The organism is Collimonas sp., from assembly GCF_039923675.1.
Classification (GTDB): domain Bacteria; phylum Pseudomonadota; class Gammaproteobacteria; order Burkholderiales; family Burkholderiaceae_D; genus Collimonas.
Window position 1 is genome coordinate 26817 of the sequence record NZ_JBDTCG010000011.1, and the last position, 18652, is coordinate 45468.

The 18652-nt window shown below is 60.0% G+C and carries 11 protein-coding genes and 1 pseudogene; 9 read left to right on the forward strand and 3 right to left on the reverse strand.

Annotated features, from left to right (window positions below; genetic code table 11):
* Positions 1–105 precede the first annotated feature (105 nt).
* Genes ABI171_RS02145 through ABI171_RS02155 form a run of 3 tightly spaced genes read left to right on the forward strand, consistent with a single transcriptional unit; the run spans position 106 to position 6030 of the window.
* Positions 106–3324: an efflux RND transporter permease subunit gene (locus ABI171_RS02145; protein ID WP_348090974.1), complete on the forward strand. Its 3219-nt coding sequence runs from the start codon at positions 106–108 to the stop codon at positions 3322–3324.
* A 1-nt stretch (position 3325) separates the two neighbouring features.
* Entirely contained in the window at positions 3326–4591 is a 1266-nt protein-coding gene (locus tag ABI171_RS02150) for an efflux RND transporter periplasmic adaptor subunit (RefSeq protein ID WP_348090975.1), read from the forward strand.
* A complete protein-coding gene (locus tag ABI171_RS02155; RefSeq protein ID WP_348090976.1) occupies positions 4588–6030 on the forward strand; it encodes an efflux transporter outer membrane subunit in 1443 nt (480 codons plus the stop codon). Before ABI171_RS02150 ends, ABI171_RS02155 begins: the two co-directional genes overlap by 4 nt.
* Before the next feature lie 32 nt (positions 6031–6062).
* Here the strand turns inward: ABI171_RS02155 and ABI171_RS02160 are convergent, their stop codons facing one another.
* Both ABI171_RS02160 and ABI171_RS02165 read right to left on the reverse strand, forming a co-directional pair.
* Positions 6063–7475 carry an MFS transporter gene (locus tag ABI171_RS02160; RefSeq protein ID WP_348090977.1) on the reverse strand — a complete coding sequence of 471 codons (1413 nt, stop codon included), beginning with the start codon at positions 7473–7475 and terminating at the stop codon, positions 6063–6065.
* A 175-nt stretch (positions 7476–7650) separates the two neighbouring features.
* On the reverse strand, positions 7651–11199 hold the full coding sequence (locus ABI171_RS02165; protein WP_348090978.1) for a pyruvate formate lyase family protein: 3549 nt from the start codon (positions 11197–11199) through the stop codon (positions 7651–7653).
* A gap of 325 nt (positions 11200–11524) precedes the next feature.
* On the opposite strand from ABI171_RS02165, the gene ABI171_RS02170 reads away from it, so the two are divergent.
* The 4 genes from ABI171_RS02170 to ABI171_RS02185 all read left to right on the forward strand — a co-directional run bounded on the left by ABI171_RS02170 (position 11525) and on the right by ABI171_RS02185 (position 14735).
* Positions 11525–12694 (forward strand): cupin domain-containing protein, encoded by a 1170-nt coding sequence (locus tag ABI171_RS02170; protein WP_348090979.1) that lies wholly within the window; start codon positions 11525–11527, stop codon positions 12692–12694.
* Between the two features lie 130 nt (positions 12695–12824).
* Complete coding sequence (locus ABI171_RS02175; protein WP_348090980.1) at positions 12825–13655, forward strand: AraC family transcriptional regulator; 831 nt, start codon at positions 12825–12827, stop codon at positions 13653–13655.
* Between the two features lie 94 nt (positions 13656–13749).
* The gene (locus tag ABI171_RS02180) at positions 13750–13905 is read left to right on the forward strand and encodes a hypothetical protein (RefSeq protein ID WP_348090981.1); all 156 of its coding nucleotides are present in this window, start codon (positions 13750–13752) and stop codon (positions 13903–13905) included.
* A gap of 50 nt (positions 13906–13955) precedes the next feature.
* A complete protein-coding gene (locus tag ABI171_RS02185) occupies positions 13956–14735 on the forward strand; it encodes an isocitrate lyase/phosphoenolpyruvate mutase family protein (RefSeq protein ID WP_348090982.1) in 780 nt (259 codons plus the stop codon).
* A 248-nt stretch (positions 14736–14983) separates the two neighbouring features.
* On the opposite strand, the pseudogene ABI171_RS02190 reads toward ABI171_RS02185, so the two are convergent.
* Positions 14984–15184, reverse strand: a pseudogene (locus ABI171_RS02190) (hypothetical protein); the annotation flags it as partial.
* A 678-nt stretch (positions 15185–15862) separates the two neighbouring features.
* On the opposite strand from ABI171_RS02190, the gene ABI171_RS02195 reads away from it, so the two are divergent.
* Positions 15863–16354, forward strand: a complete 492-nt coding sequence (locus ABI171_RS02195; RefSeq protein WP_348090983.1) for a type VI secretion system tube protein Hcp — start codon at positions 15863–15865, stop codon at positions 16352–16354.
* An 85-nt stretch (positions 16355–16439) separates the two neighbouring features.
* Positions 16440–18652 (forward strand): type VI secretion system tip protein TssI/VgrG (tssI, locus tag ABI171_RS02200; protein WP_348090984.1); only part of this gene is annotated, 2213 nt, incomplete at its 3' end.

Sequence of the window (18652 nt, forward strand, 5' to 3'; positions counted from 1 at the left end):
AGGTCGCAATCTTGAAACAATTCTGATACATGGGGGGCCACGCCCGCCAATGAAAATTCCGCTACCATCTCTCCACGCCGTTAATCTGTGTGGGATCTGTCGGATATGTGGATTGTTCAAATTGCGTTGCGGCGGCCCTATACGTTCATCGTGATGGCGTTGCTGGTTCTATTGGCGACGCCGGTGGTGCTGTTCAAGATGGCGACCGACATCCTGCCGGACATCAACATCCCGGTCATCAGCATCATCTGGAACTATAACGGCCTGTCGGCGCAGGACATGGGGCAGCGCATCGCTGCCAGCAACGAGCGCGGCCTGACCACCACCGTCAACGATATCGAGCACATCGAGTCGCACTCGCTGGCCGGCATTTCCATCATCAAGATTTTCTTCCAGCCGACCGCCAACATCCAGACTGCGATCGCGCAAGTGGTGGCGGTCGAGCAGGCGCAATTGCGACAGTTGCCGCCTGGCATTACTCCGCCGCTGATCATCAAATACTCCGCCTCCAGCATCCCGGTGATCCAGCTGGCGTTGTCGAGCCCGACCATGACCGAGCAGGCGCTGGGCGATACCGCCCTCAATTTCCTGAGGCCGCAGTTGATCACGGTGCCGGGCGCGGCTATTCCTTATCCCTACGGCGGCAAGTCGCGCGTGATCTCGGTCGACCTGGATACCAAGGCGCTGCTGTCAAAAGGCCTGACGCCGACCGATGTGGTGAATGCCGTCAATGCGCAAAACCTGATCCTGCCATCGGGCACCGCCAAGATCGACACCACGGAATTCAATATCAGCATGAACGGCTCGCCGGATACGATCGCCGGCCTGAACAATATCCCGGTGCTGGCGAAGAATGGCGCCACCACCTATCTGTCCGAAGTGGCGCGGGTGCGCGACGGTTTTTCGCCGCAAACCAATATCGTGCGCCAGAACGGTGAGCGCGGCGTGCTGATTTCCGTGTTGAAAAACGGCGGCTCATCGACCCTGGATATTGTCAGCACGTTGCGCGCGATCCTGCCGGTAGCGCTGCAGTCGCTGCCGGAAGACTTGAAAATCACGCCCTTGTTCGACCAGTCGCTGTTCGTCAAGGCCGCCATCAGCGGCGTGATCCGCGAGGCGGTGATCGCGGCCTGCCTGACCGCGGCAATGATTCTCCTGTTCCTGGGTAACTGGCGCAGCACCTGCATCATCGCCGTCTCGATCCCGCTTTCGATCCTGGCGTCGGTGCTGGCGCTGTATGCGCTGGGGGAAACGATCAACATCATGACCCTGGGCGGACTGGCGCTGGCGGTCGGCATCCTGGTCGACGACGCCACGGTCACCATCGAGAATATCGAGCGCCATTTGCATCAGGGCTCGGATCTGCATAAAGCCATCCTTGAAGGCGCCGGCGAGATTGCGGTGCCGGCGTTTGTCTCCACGCTGTGCATCTGCATCGTGTTCGTACCGATGTTTTTCCTCACCGGAGTGGCGCGCTATCTGTTCGTGCCGCTGGCCGAAGCGGTAGTGTTCGCCATGCTGGCATCCTATGTCTTGTCGCGTACGCTGGTGCCGACCATGGTGATGCTGATGATGGACAACGCACACACGGACCCATCCGCCAAACCTAACCTTTTGCAAAAAATCTATCGCCGCTTCGATGCCGGTTTCGAACGTTTCCGCGGCGGCTATATCGTCATCCTGGCCAGCTTGCTGACGCGCCGTAAAATGTTCAGCGCGTTGTTCCTGGGTTTTTGCGTGCTGTCCTGCTGCCTGGTTTTTTTCACCGGGCGCGATTTCTTTCCGAGCGTCGATTCCGGCCAGATCCGCCTGCACATGCGGGCCCCCACCGGCACCCGCATCGAGGAAACGGCGCGCCTTGCCGACGAAGTGGAAAAGGTGATCCGCGAGCTCATTCCCGCCAGCGAGCTTGGCCCTATCCTGGACAACCTCGGGCTGCCCTACAGCGGTATCAATTTATCGTATAGCAATGCCGGCACCATCGGCACCATGGACGGCGAAATCCAGATTTCCCTGAGTGAAGATCATCGTCCGAGCGCAATCTATGTGGACCGTTTGCGGCGCGAGCTGCCGAAGCGTTTCCCTGGCATGGAATTCTTTTTCCAGCCCGCCGATATCGTCACCCAGATCTTGAATTTCGGCTTGCCGGCGGCGCTCGACGTCCAGATCAGCGGCGCCAACCTGCCGGTCAACTACGCTTTTGCCAGCAAACTGATGAAGCAGGTCAAGCTGGTTCCCGGCGCGGTCGATGTGCATATCCTGCAAAAGCTGGACCAGCCGACGCTGGCGCTGGACATGCAGCGGCTGCAGATCAAGCAGCTCGGGCTGAACCCGATCGACGTTGCCCAGAATGTGCTGGTGTCGCTGGCCGGCAGCTTCCAGACCGCGCCGGCGTTCTGGCTCAATCCTGCCAATGGTGTGGTCTACAACATCGCGATACAGACGCCGCAATACCAGGTCGACAGCCTGGACGCCTTGCTGCGCACGCCGGTCGGCGCCAATGCGGCGTCAGCTGCTGCCGGCGCCGGCGCCATGCCGACCCAGCTGCTGAGCAACCTGGTGCAGGTAGCGCCGGCGCGGCAACTGGCCGATGTCTCGCATTACAACGTGACGCCGGTGGTCGATCTGTATGTCAGCGCCGAAGGGCGCGATCTGGGCGGCGTTTCAGGCGACGTCGACAAGCTGGTGGACCAGCTGCGGGCCGAGCTGCCGCGCGGCACCCATGTCGTGATCCGCGGCCAGGTGGATACCATGAAATCCTCATTCATCGGCCTCGGCATCGGCTTGTTGATGGCGATCGTGCTGGTGTACCTGCTGATCGTGATCAACTTCCAATCCTGGGTCGATCCATTCATTATCATCACCGCATTGCCGGCGGCGCTGGCGGGGATTGCCTGGATGCTGTTCCTGACCGGCACCACGCTTAGCGTGCCGGCCTTGACCGGGGCCATCATGACCATGGGAGTCGCTACCGCCAACAGTATCCTTATGGTGTCGTTCGCCCGCAAACGGCTGGACGATGGCGTACCGCCCTTGTCGGCCGCGCTGGAAGCCGGCGCCACCCGCATCCGGCCGGTGCTGATGACGGCGCTGGCGATGATCATCGGCATGATCCCGATGGCGATCGGCTTCGGCGAAGGCGCCGAACAAAATGCGCCGCTGGGCCGCGCGGTGATCGGCGGCTTGCTGTTTGCGACGGTTTCCACTTTGTTTTTCGTGCCGATTGTATTTGCCGGCATTCATCGTCATCTGGCGCACCGCAAGCCAGCGCGCGCCGGCAACCCGCGACATCCGCCATTGCCTGCCGCAGAGGGAGATTCCTGAAATGTCTGAAAAACGCCACGCCGCTCTCGGCATCCATGGCGCCGAGCCACCGTACGCCGGGCAGGGCGTTGCGGCGGGAGCACATCCTTCACCGCGCGCTGCCATCCGCAAACGCGCCAGGCTGATCGCCGCCGTCATTCTCCTATTGCTGTTGCTAGGGGCGATCGTGACGGTAGCCCTGCGCATCGTCCATGCCCGCGCCCTGGCTGCGGCGACCAGTGAACATGCGCTTCTGTATGTGACCGTAACCAATGCCAAGGCTGCTACAGGCGGCCAGCCGGTGACCTTGCCAGGCACCCTGCAAGGCATGATCGAATCCACCCTGTATGCGCGCAGCAGCGGTTATGTCTTGCACTGGTATAAGGACATCGGCGCCACTGTCGCCAAAGGCGAATTGCTGGCCGATATCGATACACCTGAAGTCGACCAGCAATTGTCGCAAGCAGTGGCGGCCCGGGAACAGTCCGCTTCCAGTCTCGATCTGGCCAAGACTTCTGCCGAACGCTGGGAAGCGCTGCGCAAGAAAGACGCGGTCACGCAGCAGGAGTTGAACGAGCGCGTCAGTGCTTATACCCAGGCGCAAGCCAATCTGGCTGCGGCAGACGCCAATGTGCGGCGGCTGCAGAAACTGGAAGGCTTCAAGAAAGTGAGCGCGCCGTTTGCCGGCGTGGTGACCCGCCGCAGCGTCGATGTCGGCGACCTGATCGACGCCGGCAACGGTGGCGTCGGAAGGGCATTGTTTACCCTGGCCCAGGTCGACCAGCTGCGGGTGTATGTGTATGTGCCGCAGACGTATGCGCAGCGCATCAAGATCGGCGACCAGGTCGACATTACGCAAAGCGAAATGCCGGGCCAGACCTTCCGCGGCAAAGTGGTGCGCACCGCCGGCGCGATCGATGTCGCCACCCGCACCATGCAGATGGAAATCAACCTGCCCAACCAGGAGCACAAGCTGCTGGCCGGCGCGTATGTGCAGGTTGCGCTGCCGCTGGGCGGTTCTTCCGACGTGCTGATCGTGCCATCCAACGTCATCCTGTTTCGCCCTGAAGGGACGCGGATCGCCGTGGTCGACGGCAACGGGCGCATCAAGCTGCATCCGATTGTTATCGGTCACGATCTTGGCAATTCACTGGAAATCCTGAGTGGCGTCAGCCTGACTGACAAGCTGGTGCTGAACCCGCCGGATTCGCTGGCCGACAACGATGCAGTGACGATCGTCCAGCCTAAAGCCGCAATCGTAGCTGCGGCATTGAAGGCCAAGTCATGAAAGCTGCGCGCCGCCTCGTCATATTGAGCGCTGCCGCCTGTCTGGCAGGCTGCGCCAGCGGTCCGGATTATAAAAAGCCTGAGCTCGAGATGCCGGCGGCCTGGCAATCCGAAGAACCGTTTCACGCTGCGGCGCCGGACGATGGCGCGCTCAAAGGCAACTGGTGGGAGACGTTCCAGGATGCCAGGCTGAATCAGCTGGAGCAACTGGCCCTGGAACAAAACCAGACCTTGCGGATCGCCGCCGCGCGGTTGGAACAAGCCAGGCAACAGGTGACGGTCAGTGCCGCCGGCCTGTTCCCGCAAGTGAACCTGCAGACCGGCGCCGCACGTCAAAAAATCTCTGCCAACCGGCCGCTGAGCGCCTACGGCACACCCAACCAGTCGACCGTACAAAACAATTTCCAGCTCGGTTTTGCAGTCAATTATGAAGCCGACCTGTTCGGCCGGGTGCGCCGCACAGTAGAGCAGGCGCGCGCATCCTCCGAGCAAGCCGGCGCGGATTTTGAGAATGCCCGGTTGGTGCTGATGTCGGAACTGGCCGCCGACTATTTCAACCTGCGTGAACTCGATGCGGAAATCGACGTCGTCCGCCAAGGCATCGCCTTGCAGGAGAAGGCCCTGGAATTCATCACTGACCGGCACGACCTGGGCGTCGCCTCTGGCCTGGATCTGGCGCAGCAGCAAGCGCTGCTCGATACCAACAGGACCCAGATTGAATTATTGCAAAACCAGCGTGTGCAATACGAGCATGCACTGGCCACCATGACCGGCACGCCGGCGCCGCAGTTCAAGCTGGAACCGGCGCTGACCTTGATGACGGTGAACTTGTCGCCGTTGCCGGTCGGGCTGCCTTCCGATTTGTTGCAGCGCCGTCCGGACGTCGCTTCCGCCGAACGCGCCATGGCAGCCGCCAATGCCGGCATCGGCATCGCTCGCGTGGCCTACTTCCCGACCATTCTGCTACAGCCGAATGGCGGCTGGGACAGCAACCAGATCGGCAATTTGCTGAGCGCGCCAAGCCTGCTGTGGTCGCTCGGCACCTCGCTCACCCAAAATTTGTTCGATGCCGGCAAGACCCGCGCCGGCGTCAAAATTGCCGAAGCGTCCTACACCGCCGCGGTGGCCGGCTACCGGCAAGCGGTGCTGGTGGCGATGCAGGAAGTCGAAGATGGCATCGATGGCCTGGCGGTGCTGGGGCGCGCCGGCAAACAGTCCGAAGCCAGTGTGCACAGCTCGCAACGTGTGCTCGATCTTGCCAACGACCGCTATTCCGGTGGCCTCGACACTTATCTCGATGTCATCACGGCGCAGCAAACGCTGCTGGCCAGCCAGCGCCAGGTGGTGCAGATCAACGGCCAGCGGATGCTGACCTCGGTCTATCTGGTCAAGGCGCTGGGCGGCGGCTGGCAGGCGCATGCCGCGCAAGCCGCCAGGTGAGAAACCAGCGGCAGATGCGCTGTTGGTCGACATCACTCCGGTAGCGCGTCTGGCGCAACCGGATGCATTACCTGCTTGGCGGATAGCCACCAGACCAACGCAGCCGCAAACGATGTCGCTGCAACGATCCCCAGAACGACATGCATCGCGCTCTCGAACGGCTGCAACGCCGCGATGAATGCGCCAAAGATGGCGACACCCAATGCCGCGCCGGTTTGTCTCGCCGAATTCAGTACGGCGGCGGCCACTCCCGCGCGGCTCTTGTCGATAGTGCCCATGGCCGGCGCGGTGGCTGCGGGCGAGACGAAGCCGGAGGCCATGCCGATCGCCAGCATCGGCAGAATGGCGACCCAGTATGGCGCTTCCTGCGTGGCGAGCAGCATGCCGCAGGAGCCGGCCGCATACAGGCCGAAGGCCATGCACATCGACCTGCGCGTGCCGAAAATGCGGACTAGACGGCTGGAAAGCAGGCCGCCGACTGTAACCATGACCGTCATCGGCAGGAACGCCAGGCCGGCCTGCAGCGGCGAATAACCAAGCAGGCGTTGATAATAAATGCTGAAGGTGAACAGCACGCCGTAAAAGACAAATGCGGATGCCATGGAGGCAATCGCCGAGCCGCTGAACAGGCGGTTGCGGAAGAATGATAGTGGTAGCATGGGATCCGTGCGGCGCATCTCGACCACGATGAACAGCGTCCACGCTACGCCGCTGGCGACCATCCCTGCAACCACAGGCAATGATTTCCAGCCCAGTCTGGCGCCCTCGATCAGCGCCGCGATCAGGCTCGCGAGCGCGATGATCGCCGCTATCTGGCCGGCAAAATCAAAGTGCCGGGAGCGCATCGCTTTGTCGCGCGCCACCGACCAGGTCAACCCGATGCCGATCAAGCCCAGCGGCAGATTGACAAAGAAGATGCCGCGCCATCCGAACCAGTGAATCAGGACGCCGCCAAGCAGCGGCCCCGACGCCATGGCAATGCCGCCGCAGCCCATCCAGACGCCGATGGCGGAAGCGCGTCTGGCGGGATCGGGAAAGGCCTGGTTGATCAGCGACAGCGAGCAAGGCACCAGCATGGCGCTGCCGATCCCTTGCAGTGCGCGCGCCAGAGCCAGCGTCAGCAGGTCCGGTGCAACACCGCAGAGCACCGAAGCAAGGGTGAAAACCACCAGGCCGGCAAGATAGATGTTCCTGGCGCCGAGGCGATCGCCCAGCGTGCCGCCGGTCAGGAGAAAGCTGGCGAAAGTCAGGGTGTAGGCGTTGACGATCCATTGCAGCCCGGCGACGTTGCTGTGGAGCGTGCCGCTGATCTGTTCCAGGGCGACATTGACGATCGAGGCGTCCAGCAGCACGATGGTGTAGCTGATGCTGGTGGCCGCCAAGACTCTGCGAGAAAGCGGAGCGCGGCCCCGCGAGGAAATGTCTGCATCGATGTTGTCGGTCACGGCGAGTCTCCAGGTAGCGGGCTGGAGACCAATATACTTTTTTCCCGATGGGAGATGCTTCGACGCGTGACGAAGCAATTGAGCGTTCAATACAGCCGTCGCCGCCATGCGCAGAGACTTTCAGCAAGAGCGCCCGACTGGCAAGACTATGCCGCTGGGCGCTCTTCTGTTGTGACTACTCTCCCGGCGTGAAATATTGCCGGCGCTGGTGCTGTTCCTGGTGCATCGGGAACATGGTGGCGTAGAACTCGGTCCAGCCGCCCATCCGCACCCTTACCAGGTTGTAGCGTTCCGGATCGCTTACCGCCGCCTGGTAAGTGGCGAGGTCGGCGCAGGTGAGGGTGATCAGGTTGGAGCCGGTTTCACCGCGCGCGTAAGCTTTCACGAAACGCTGCAACTCTTGCAGCGGAAAATCCTCCTCGATATTCATGTCGACCGGCGATGCATTCGACAAGCCATATTCGATCGAATCGACGCGCCAGCTTTTGAGCGCCTGGTAGATATTGCGGAAGGCCGGCGTCGGCGGCAGGTCTTGCGGCGCCGGCACGGGCGACAGGTCGGAGGCGATCGGCATGCCGTTGCGGCGGCCGTCGGCCGATGCGCCGCAGCCGAGGCCGTCGCCGACATAGCCTTCGAAGGTGCCGATGCCTGGCGTAATCACGAACTCGGCGTTGCCATAGGTGGCAGCGATGCCGTCCAGCGCCGGTTTCAAGGCCGGATGCGGCTTGCGGATGACGTCGACGCAGATGCGCACGGTGTTATCCATCAGCCATTTGCCCAAGGCGTCGACTTCGGCATCGCCGCTGCCCCACTTGGGCAGCGCCAGCGCCGTCTCGCGCAATTCCTGGTAACGGCGGCCGCGTTCCTCAGCATCGGCCGGGCCCAGCAGCTGGCTTTGATAGGGCTCGATCATGGTGAAGCCCCAGTCGTTGATCAGGCAATCGACCAATTCCGGCAGGGTGGTGACGGCGGTGGCCGGATCGAACACCAGTTTCTGGATCGCGTACAGCGAATCGATGGTGTTGGAGACGCCGACGCACAGCGGCGCGATCATGTTGAAGCGGGCGCCGCCGGCAGTCAGGTCGCGGCCGGATTCGGCGCAGCCTTCGATCACCGCTGACAGCAACGGGCTGGGGCAAATATCGGCCAGGTTGCCGAAGCCGCCCAGGATCACGTTGTAGCTCTGGATCGTGATCCACTCCAGCTGTTGCAGGAAGATCTCCTGTAGCTGTTGGAAGCTGGCGATCGCTGCCGCCGGCGGTGAACGGAAGGTTTGCTTGAGTCCGCGCAGATAGACCGGACCGGCCTCACCGTAACAGGCGCCCTGGTTCAGGGTTTGTTCCAGCGCCGTCATCGGCGTCACATTGTTGAAGGAGAACCCGGTGGCGCCGGCTAGCATCGGTTCGTAGCAGCCATCGGCCGCATAATTGCGCGACCACGCCAGCGTTACCTGGCTGCCGGAAGCGTGCAAGGCCTGGCACAGGCGGTCATCCTGGTACAGGATCGGATGAGCGCCGCCGGCCAGCAGACATTTGGCGGCTTCGTCCATGATGGCGTCGGGGATGCCATCGTACACGCGCAGGGACAGGGTCGGCGCATTGACCGGGATCCGCCGCGCCGCCTTCAAACACAGCATGGTGACCGGATTGACGCCGCCGGTCGGAGTCGGATCGTCATTGGCGAGATAGCCGCCGACGGTGATTTGCTGGACCCACTGGTTGATGCCGCCGCCCTGCGGGAAATTGCCGCCGTAGCCGCAGACGGCGGTGGTGCCGTAGTTGACATAGTCGGTGATCAGGCCGCGATTGACGAAGGCGTTTTCACCGATCTTGAGCCACAGGCAATCGACGATTTCCTGCGCCCGTTCCGGGCCGATATTGTCATGTTCCAGCAAGGGCCACAGGATCTGGTCAAGCCGTCCCAGCGACGTCAGTTCGCCGACCAGGTGCAGGCAGCAATGGAAAGAAAACACTAGCTGCACGCCGTCCTGGAAACTGAGCGGCGGCTCGGTGCGCAAGCGGCGCAGGCGGGCGGCGACGTCGCGCATGTTGTTGGCGTTGTCCGCGGTGCCGCAATCGCGCGCAGCGCCGGCGGCGGTGTCCGCCAGCGTCGCCCAGTTGCCGAGATAGTCTTGCACGCCTTCCAGCGACAAGATCGCCGACAGATAAAACTCCAGCCTGCTCTTCAACACGCTGTCGCCGGGCCGGTCTTCCTGCAGCAGCGCGGTGGCTTGCGCCTGCTGCCGCAACTCGGCGATCAGGCCGCCCAGGCCAAGCGTCACCAGCTTCTGGTAATGCGGCACCACATGGCCCATGGCCGACCATTCGTTCAACTGGCCCTTGAGCCAGGCCGCCACGGTTTCATCCTGGCTCAGGTAGGGCACCACTTCCTTGCCCCGCCCCAGGGTGAAATCGGGAATCACGCCGACGATCAGTTCCTCCGGGTAGATACGCAGCAAGCCGTTCTTGCGGGCGATATCCGATTCCGGACTGGAAAGCAGGCCGGCCAGCGTCTTATGATTGGCCAGCGCCTTGCGCAACGCCACCGAAGCGGTGAGCGACGGCGCTTCGCCTTGGCTCACCAGCTCTGACAGGTGCGGCAGGCGCGGGAAAGGTTGGCGCTTGAGCCAGCCATCGCTCCAGTGCGAAAACGCCCGCCCCAGCAGCGCCAGCAGGCGCGGGCTTGGCGGATCGCCGGCAGCATATTTGCCTTCGCTCATCTGGTGCAGATAATCCTGGCCGTTGTAGAACATATAACCGTTTTCGCTGCGCACTTTCCAGTGCGGATCTTCCTGGACATCGTCGATACCGGCCGCCGGCACATTCAGTTCCAGCGCGCTTGGCACATACCAGTAGCTGCCGGCGACGCCTTGCACCACGCTCATCATGCGATCGGCGGGCCGGTCCGGCATCTCGCCCATCATGTGCTTGATGATGGTTTCGAAGCGCGGCTGGTCGTTGCAGAAGGCGACGAACATCAGCCCTTTCTCGCGCGCGGCGCTGCCCGCGTGCTCGCCGAAGGGCAACGCCTGGCGCAGCAATTTCAGGTTGTCGCCATTGCTGTCGAGGACATGCACCCGATGGATATGGGCGTTGTGGTCGTGCTGCGGCAAGATGACGCCGGCAGGATTGCGGCCCAGCATGGCGTCCTGCGCATCGGGCAGCAGGTCGCCGATGGTGCTCCACTCGAACAGGAATTTCTGGGTGAAGCCGTAGCAGGCGCCGCGAAATTCGCCGTCGACCAGGATGTCGGCAGCCAGGCTGACGGGATCGTTCGGATTGGTGATGCCGTCGAGATAGCGTCCTCCCATCACCTTGCCGTCCGGCCTTTTGCCGAGCGGCAGAATCTCGATCTGCGCCGCCAGCGCTTCCAGTCCGGGGCGCACGCTTTCCATCAGCTGCTCGGCAGTGGCGGCGCTGTCGGTTTTCAGATAAAGCAGCACATCGCCGCCGTTATCGCGCAGCTTGGGCGAGCTGTTCAGCACCGTGCGCGATACCGGGATCTCGCGGTCATGCCAGCGGCCCCACAAAGCTGGATCGAAAGCCGCCACCAGTCCGGCGTTTGCCGGCGACTCCTTGGCGGCGATGGCTAGCGAGCGGACCAGGCTGAGCAATGCCGCGCCGGTAGTCTGGCTGTGGTCGTGCAGCGTGATGGTGGCGATCTGGCCGAAGACGGCGCGGGTCAGCAAACCATATTGAGCGTGTTTGATAGCGTCGATAAACATCTTGGGATCCTTATCTGAACGTGGCGCAAGGCCGTGGAAATGCAATTGCCGCCAGTGGCGGACCGGAAGGGCAGGATATCTGTAATATTTCTTTGTAGAAATTAATTCTATCGGAAAAATCCGCCGGACTGGCGGATTTGCGCAGCGCGCGCAGCAGACCGAGGCGAACTGCACACGACTGTCAAATTTGACAGTCGACACATGGCGGATATTGGAATATAGAAGCAACATGACTGGTTTTTGGTGGTAGCGAGCGTATTCAGTAATCACACACCGGGCGTGTCTTTGTGCTCCGGGCCATGGTTTTGCTGCGACGGGAGCGACGATGAAAAAGCTGGGAATGGCCGACCTGATACATCCGCTGGCGCTGGATACTTTCATGACGCGCTACTGGCAAAAAAAACCGTATATCGGCCACGGTTCGCCGCAGCGCTTCGCCGAAATCGCTGCCATCCCCGAGCTGGCCAGCATCGACGCCTTGCTGGAAGCCTGGCGCGGCGACGCCGATGCCTGGGCCCCGCGCGACACCAAACATCCGCTGATCAACGCCACCGCCAAGCAACTGCCGGCGTTCTATGAAAGCGGCTACACGCTCTACCTGAGCAAGGTCGAAGACCATGTGCCGGCGCTGGAACCGATTGCGCGCAAGCTTGAGCGCGATCTCGGCCTGCGTGAGGAAGATGTGTATTTCGAAGCCTTCATTTCGCAAGGCACCGGCTCCGGTTTCCACTTCGATCCCAACGTCACCATCAACATCCAGCTGATCGGCAGCAAGCAATGGTGCGTCGCCGAGAACAAGCACCTGGTCAATCCGCATGTGGGCTGGTCGTCCGGCACCACCGTCAACGAGCACATGCAACGCTATGCGCGGCAGCCGTTTCCGACGCGCATGCCGCCCGGCTGCAAGCGCTTTGAAGCCCGGCCCGGTACGCTGGTCTATCTGCATCCCGGCTACTGGCATTGCACCCTCAACCACGAACCGTCTCTCTCGCTCCTGTTCACCATCAACCCGCCGTCGTGGACCGATTTGCTGATGGATGAAATCAAGGACCTGATGCTGAAACACGACGCCGGCCGCGAACTGGCCTTCGGCCTTGGTTCTACCGCCGGCCATGAACAAAAACTGGAACGCCTGCAACACCTGATCGATGCGGCGGGAGAAGCGGTGGCACAGCTTTCAGCCACGGCCTTGCTGGCCGACTGGGGTGGCGCGCTGACGGCTTCGTTTGAACGTAATCCGCAGGTCGAATTCCGCATCGACGACGGCGTGGGCGGCAATGACGATGTGCTGGTCGTCAAGGCCGGCCGCAAGCAAAAGCGCAGCCTGCTCACGCAGGATGCATGGCAAGTGTTGAAATGGATAGGCGCGCGGAAAAAATCTTTCCACGGCCATCAGGTGGCGGCGGCGATTGGCACGGTGCCGACCGCGCGGGTGGCGGAAATCCTGGGAGAGTTTGTCGAGACGGGTTTGATCTTGCGCAATGGCAGCCTGTGATTCGGGTCCCAGGACGGCGAGCACCATGTGCTTAAATGGCAAGTGTCGCCGCTCTGCCAGCGAGAATGGACAAATGCATGCAGAATTGCTTGAATGAGTAACCTCGACAGGCCCTAGCCTACGCCAGACCATGCCGGAAATCTCGTCCCAGATCCTCCTGAACACCCCGACGGCTGCCGTCCGCGACGTGCATTGCCGCGGCAACTGTCGCCACAAGGGCGTGTTGGAATGCGCCGGCAGTACCCATATCGTGTTTCCCTATCGTGGCGTCTACATGCGGCATGTCGGCAGCGACGAGACGGTCGCTGACAGCAACCAGGTCCTGTTCTTCAACGCTTCCCAGGAATACCAGGTCAGCCATCCGGTTGCCGGTGGCGATGCTTGTCTCTCGATTGCGGTCGATACGCCGATGCTGTTGGAACTGGCGCCGCCAGGGATGTTGCAAAACCAGGCGCCAGCGGTGTTCAAGCAGCAGCGCAAGCGCATCGACCCGCGCGCCCAAGTGCTGGTGGCGCTGCTGCGGCACAGCTTGCGCAACGGTATCGCCGAGCCGCTGGAAGCGGAAATCCTGATGCTGACCCTGGTACGTCGAGCGCTCGGTTTGCAGATGGCCGATGCTACGCAGGCAAGCCACGGCCTGCAGCGGCTGGCGGACCGGGCCAAGCTGGTGCTGACCAGCGATCCGGCAAGGCGCTGGACACTGGCCGAAATCGCTGCGGAAACCGGCGGTTCGCCGGTGTACCTGACCCAGGTGTTCCAACAGGTCGAGGGGATGCCGCTGTACCGTTATCAAACACAGCTGCGCCTGGCGCGGGCGCTTGATCTCATCGGCCAGTACGACGATCTGTCCGCGCTCGGCCTCGATCTCGGCTTCTCCAGCCACAGCCATTTCAGCGCCGCTTTCCGCCAGGCCTATGGCCGTTCGCCTTCCGCTTTCAAGCAAGCGGCGCTACGGCGCTAGGCCATCAATGTCCCTAAAGAATTCGATAGCGGCGGCCGGCGCTGCGTGGTCTCCTGTAATTCCCGATTGTCGGGTACTTGAGGAGATCGACATCATGTCCGAAAACACATGCGCAGCCTGCGATTACCAGCTTGACGAAAACGCAATCAAGATGAAGATCGGCGGCAAGACCGTCGAAGTCTGTTGCCAGGACTGCGCGCAAAAGTTGCGCGAAGCGTACGCCGCGCTGAATCCTGCCGAACTCCGCTGATGTGCCGTTAGCGTCATGAACCCCAGTTTTATCAACCGATAAGGAGAATCATGAATAACCTGAAACAGAAAGCAGATGCCTTCCGGCAGTTGCATGTTCCCGGAAATCCTTTGGTGCTGTTCAACATCTGGGATCCGGGCAGCGCAACCGCGGTCGCCGCCGGCGGGGCCCTGGCGATCGCTACCGGCAGCTGGGCGGTAGCGCATGCCAGCGGCTATGGAGATGGCGAACAAGTGCCGCTTGAGCTTGTCATCGGCAACCTGGAGCGCATCGCGCACACGGTCGATCTGCCGCTGACGATCGATATCGAGAGCGGCTATGGCAGGACGGCCGCCGAGGTTGCTGAAGTGATCGAGCGCACCATCAAGGCCGGCGCCATCGGCTGCAACCTGGAGGACAGCTTTCCGGAAAACCGCATGCTGCGCAGCGTGGAGGAACAAAGCGAACGGATCCGGCACGCCAGGAAAGCCGCAGACGGCATGGATTTCCCCTACTTTATCAACGCCAGGACCGATATCTTCTTCCAGCCGTCGGCGCCGCCGCATGACGACGCGCTGGTAGCCGCAGCGCTGCAGCGGGCGCATGCGTATGCAGAGGCGGGCGCAGATGGTTTGTTCGTTCCCGGCTTGACCGATGAGCGCTTGATTGCCCGGCTGGCGGCCGCATCGCCGTTGCCGCTGAATGTCATGGTGGGCGCACAAACGCCCTCCTTGCCGCAATTGGCGAAGGCGGGCGTAGCCCGGGTGAGCCATGGGCCGGGTCCTTATATCAAGCTGATGAAGCTGCTGGAGCAGGCGGCGCGGGACGCCATGGAAGCTGTGTCTTCCTGATTGTCAGGCAGGGACCGGGAATGCCGGTCTTTGTCGTGTCCGTGGCTGGCAAACGTGCAAGGCCGGTCACAGGAATTTGTAGTTCGCTCCAAGCGGCCGCACGGATCGCCTTGCGTGATGTCGTAATACGGGCTGCTTGGATCCCATGACAGTTTCTGGTTGAACAGATTCTGGATGCCCTTGTAGCTCAGCGTTCCTTTGAATGCGCTGCGAACAGTTGCTGGTGGCGTGCTTCCGTAGCGTCGTCGGCGGGAGACGTTGTCCCAATCGGCCACGAACGGACGCATGCCCTGCGGATCGAAGATCAGATGCAGCATGTTGCGCGGTCCTTCGCGCGAATCCATATCGATGAAGTGGTTGAAAAAGCGCGGCGCTGCGTCGTTGGTCATCAGCAGGTAAGCGGCCATAGCGGCCGCGATGTTCGGGATCAGGCCGAACGCCTGCTGCAGTTGCCTGAGCACGGGCTTCGATTGCGCCGGGGCGGACTCGATCGTTTGGACGGATAGGTAAACATGGTAGCTCCTTGACGGTGAGCGCCACCGGATTGGTAGCGACAGCCAAAGAGTAGAAGCGGCTGTGCTGTCTGCCAATTACATCGGATGTAATCGCGGCGCGGCGCAGCTGGTGTTGCACTTGGTTTTTGAGAACGCCCTTTGCCAACAACTGAAAAATCCAGACGTACGCATGCGCTTTGCGTAAGTCCTATCTTAAATGGTAGCAGTAAGCCTTGCATGGGAATTATGTTGTTGTTAAGATGATAATCTCAGCTATAGAAAATACACAGATTTGAGATTTTGGTGTGAGTATCGCCTCGGGTAAGCGCCAATATTGTTTTTGATAACATTATTAACAATGGCAACATAGCGGTTTCCATGCTTCGATTCTGTGTCATGCTCAGCATGATAAACAGAATAGTCTGTTCAATTTTCTCCCGCTTTACATTCTCCAGAAATACAAGCAGATCGATTTAAACGATACCGCCGCCTGACAAAATTAACAGGTACGGAAGATATTTGTTTTGCACTACACTGGCATGTTCAAAAATTATATGAACATTTATGTGTAATTGTCGGCTTGCGACCAGAAGGAGATGCAGCCACAACCATTCACCAATAGAGAATATCACCATGGCTATCGACGTATATCTGCAAATTAATGGCATCAAGGGCGAGTCTACTGACAGCGCGCACAAAGATTGGATCGAGTGCAAGTCGGTACAGTGGGAAGTGCTGCAACCCAAGTCGGCTACGGCATCGACAGGCGGCGGCCACACCGCTGAGCGCTGCGAGCATAAGGATATCGTCATTACCAAGATCGCGGACTTGGCTACACCCCTGCTTTTGCAAAACTGCTCATCAGGTAAAACCATCGATACCGCAAAGTTCGAATTTCTGCGCGCTGACGGCAAGGGCGACCGTATCAAATACTTCGAAATCGAACTTTCAAATCTGCTGATTTCCGATGTCACACCATCCGTTACCGAAGGTGATGTTCTGAGCGAGTCCGTCAGCCTGAAATACTCCAAAGTCAAATGGAAATACACGCGGCAAAAAATCGGCGGCGGCTCCGGCGGCAACACCTCCGGCGGCTGGGACCTCTCGACCAACAAGGTCGTGTAATTTTTCGATTGATAATCAGAGCCGTGGCATAGCAGTGCGACGGCTCTTTTCACAGTGATGAAAATAATCGCCGGAAGACAAGTGCATGGCAAACGCGATCCAAACTTTACAGAGCCTGACCCAGGGCCGTCAACATGCCCGAATGCTGCGCTTGGAATTTCCACATCAGGATGGTCCGCAAAGCCAGCTACTTGTCAATAAGCTGGATGCAAAGGAAGGGCTGTCGCGGGATTTTACATTTACGCTTGAAATACTGTCCGACAATCCAAACCTCGAATTGAAGGACGTACAAGGCAAGATGCTGTGCGTATCGCTGGTCCAGAAGGACCGCAATCTGCGCTACTTCAATGGGATTTGCTATTCATTCCGCCTGCTGCGTTCTGACGCCGGTATTACTTTTTATCAGGCCGAACTGGGTCCGTGGATCAAATATTTACGGCTTCGTAAAGACTGCTATATTTTTCACAGCAAGACATTGCGCGAGCAGTCCGAACTGATTTTTTCCGACTATTCAACGCTGCCCGATTGGGATGTTCATGTGCGGGGTCAAGACCCCACGATGACGGATGCAGTGCAGTTCAATGAGTCTGACCATAATTATCTGCATCGTAGGTGGGAGGACGCCGGTTGGTATTATTGGTATGAACATACGGCCAAGGGGCATAAGCTTATCTTGTCCGATGATTCTACACAAGCCGCACCAATTAACGGCGATGCCGAGATTCGTTTCCAGCGTCACGTAGGCGCCCAAGAGGAAGATGGGATTTTCGAGTGGTCCCCGATTCGGCACATTGTTGCTAGCAGCAGCACCGTAGGTGGATTTAACTTCAAGAACCCGGTTCCGGTCACCGCTGGCGTCCCCACTCTGAATAAACAGGGCGGCGTGCTTAGTTTGGAGCAATACGAGTATACAGGAGCATATAGCTTCAAGAATGCTCAGGGCGCTGACAGTTTGTCGAAAATGCGTATGGAAGAAATTGAAGCGCATGCGAAGGAGCGCGAAGCTGCTGGTAATAACAGCAGAGTGGTGCCAGGGCGCACGTTTCAATTTACAGGTCATTTCAACGACAGTGTTTTCGGCGGTCGTGAAGAGGCCAGCAAAAACGAATATCTGATTATCGATGTCCATCACATCGCATCGAATAATTATTTGCAGCAGGCCGATGAACAGGCCAACTACAGCAATCGCCTGACCTGCATCCGTAAAATGATTCCGTGGCGACCAGGCCGCAGCTTTCAATCGACACCAACGCTCATCCTTGCGCCGCAGACTGCTACGGTCGTCGGTCCATCTGGGCCGGATAGCGTACATACCGACCAGTACGGCCGTGTACGTCTGCAATTCCACTGGGACCGGATCGGAAATAACGATGAAAAGAGCTTCGCATTTGTGCGCTCAGCCGTTCCTTGGGCCGGAGGGCAAAAGGGCACGAATGCAATTCACAGGGTCGGTTCGGAAGTTGTCGTCATGTTTCTTGATGGCAATCCGGACCACCCGCTTATCATCGGGGGCGTGTATAACGAGCGCAAAATGCCGCCTTGGAAACTTCCTACGCAACAGGCATTAAGCGGTACACGTACGCGTGAACTAGTTCCAGATGGCGGTAACAAGCCTAGCGGAAGAAGTAATAATCTCGTTTTCGACGATACCGCGGACAAGATACAAGTCCAGCTCAGAAGCGATCACCAGGATTCCATGCTAAGTCTTGGACATATCACTCGCATCGAGGATAACACAGGCCGAAAGGATGCACGAGGTGAAGGGTTCGCTTTAGAAACCGGGGCGGCAGGCGCAGTCCGTGGCGGGAGGGGACTGCTTCTTACTACCGATGGCCGCGCCAAGGCGGTAGGCGGCACGCTCAGTCGCGATGAATTGATCAGTTGCCTGGAGAAGGCGCTCGACATCGCCAAGGGGCTAGGCGACGCTGCCAGCGCTCATCAAGGCGGCAAGCGCGATCCCAAGCCACAGCAGAGCCTGAGCGAGGCAGTGGACGCACTGGGCCATGGCACCGGCAATGAAACCGACGCAAAAGGACCTGCGCCGGGCGGACAGCCTGTGATCGCAATCAGCTCACCCGCCGGTATCGCCAGCGCCACGCCAAAGGACCAGACGATCTATGCCGGTGAAAATATCGATACCGTCGCAGGCCGCAACCAGCAGCATTACGCGGCACAGTCCATCTTGCACACGGCGGGCAAAGATATCGAGCAATTCAGTGTCGACGGTGACATTCGCACGATTGCCAACAAGGGCAAAGTCATCCAGCAGGCGCAAAACAATCTGATGGAAATCACCGC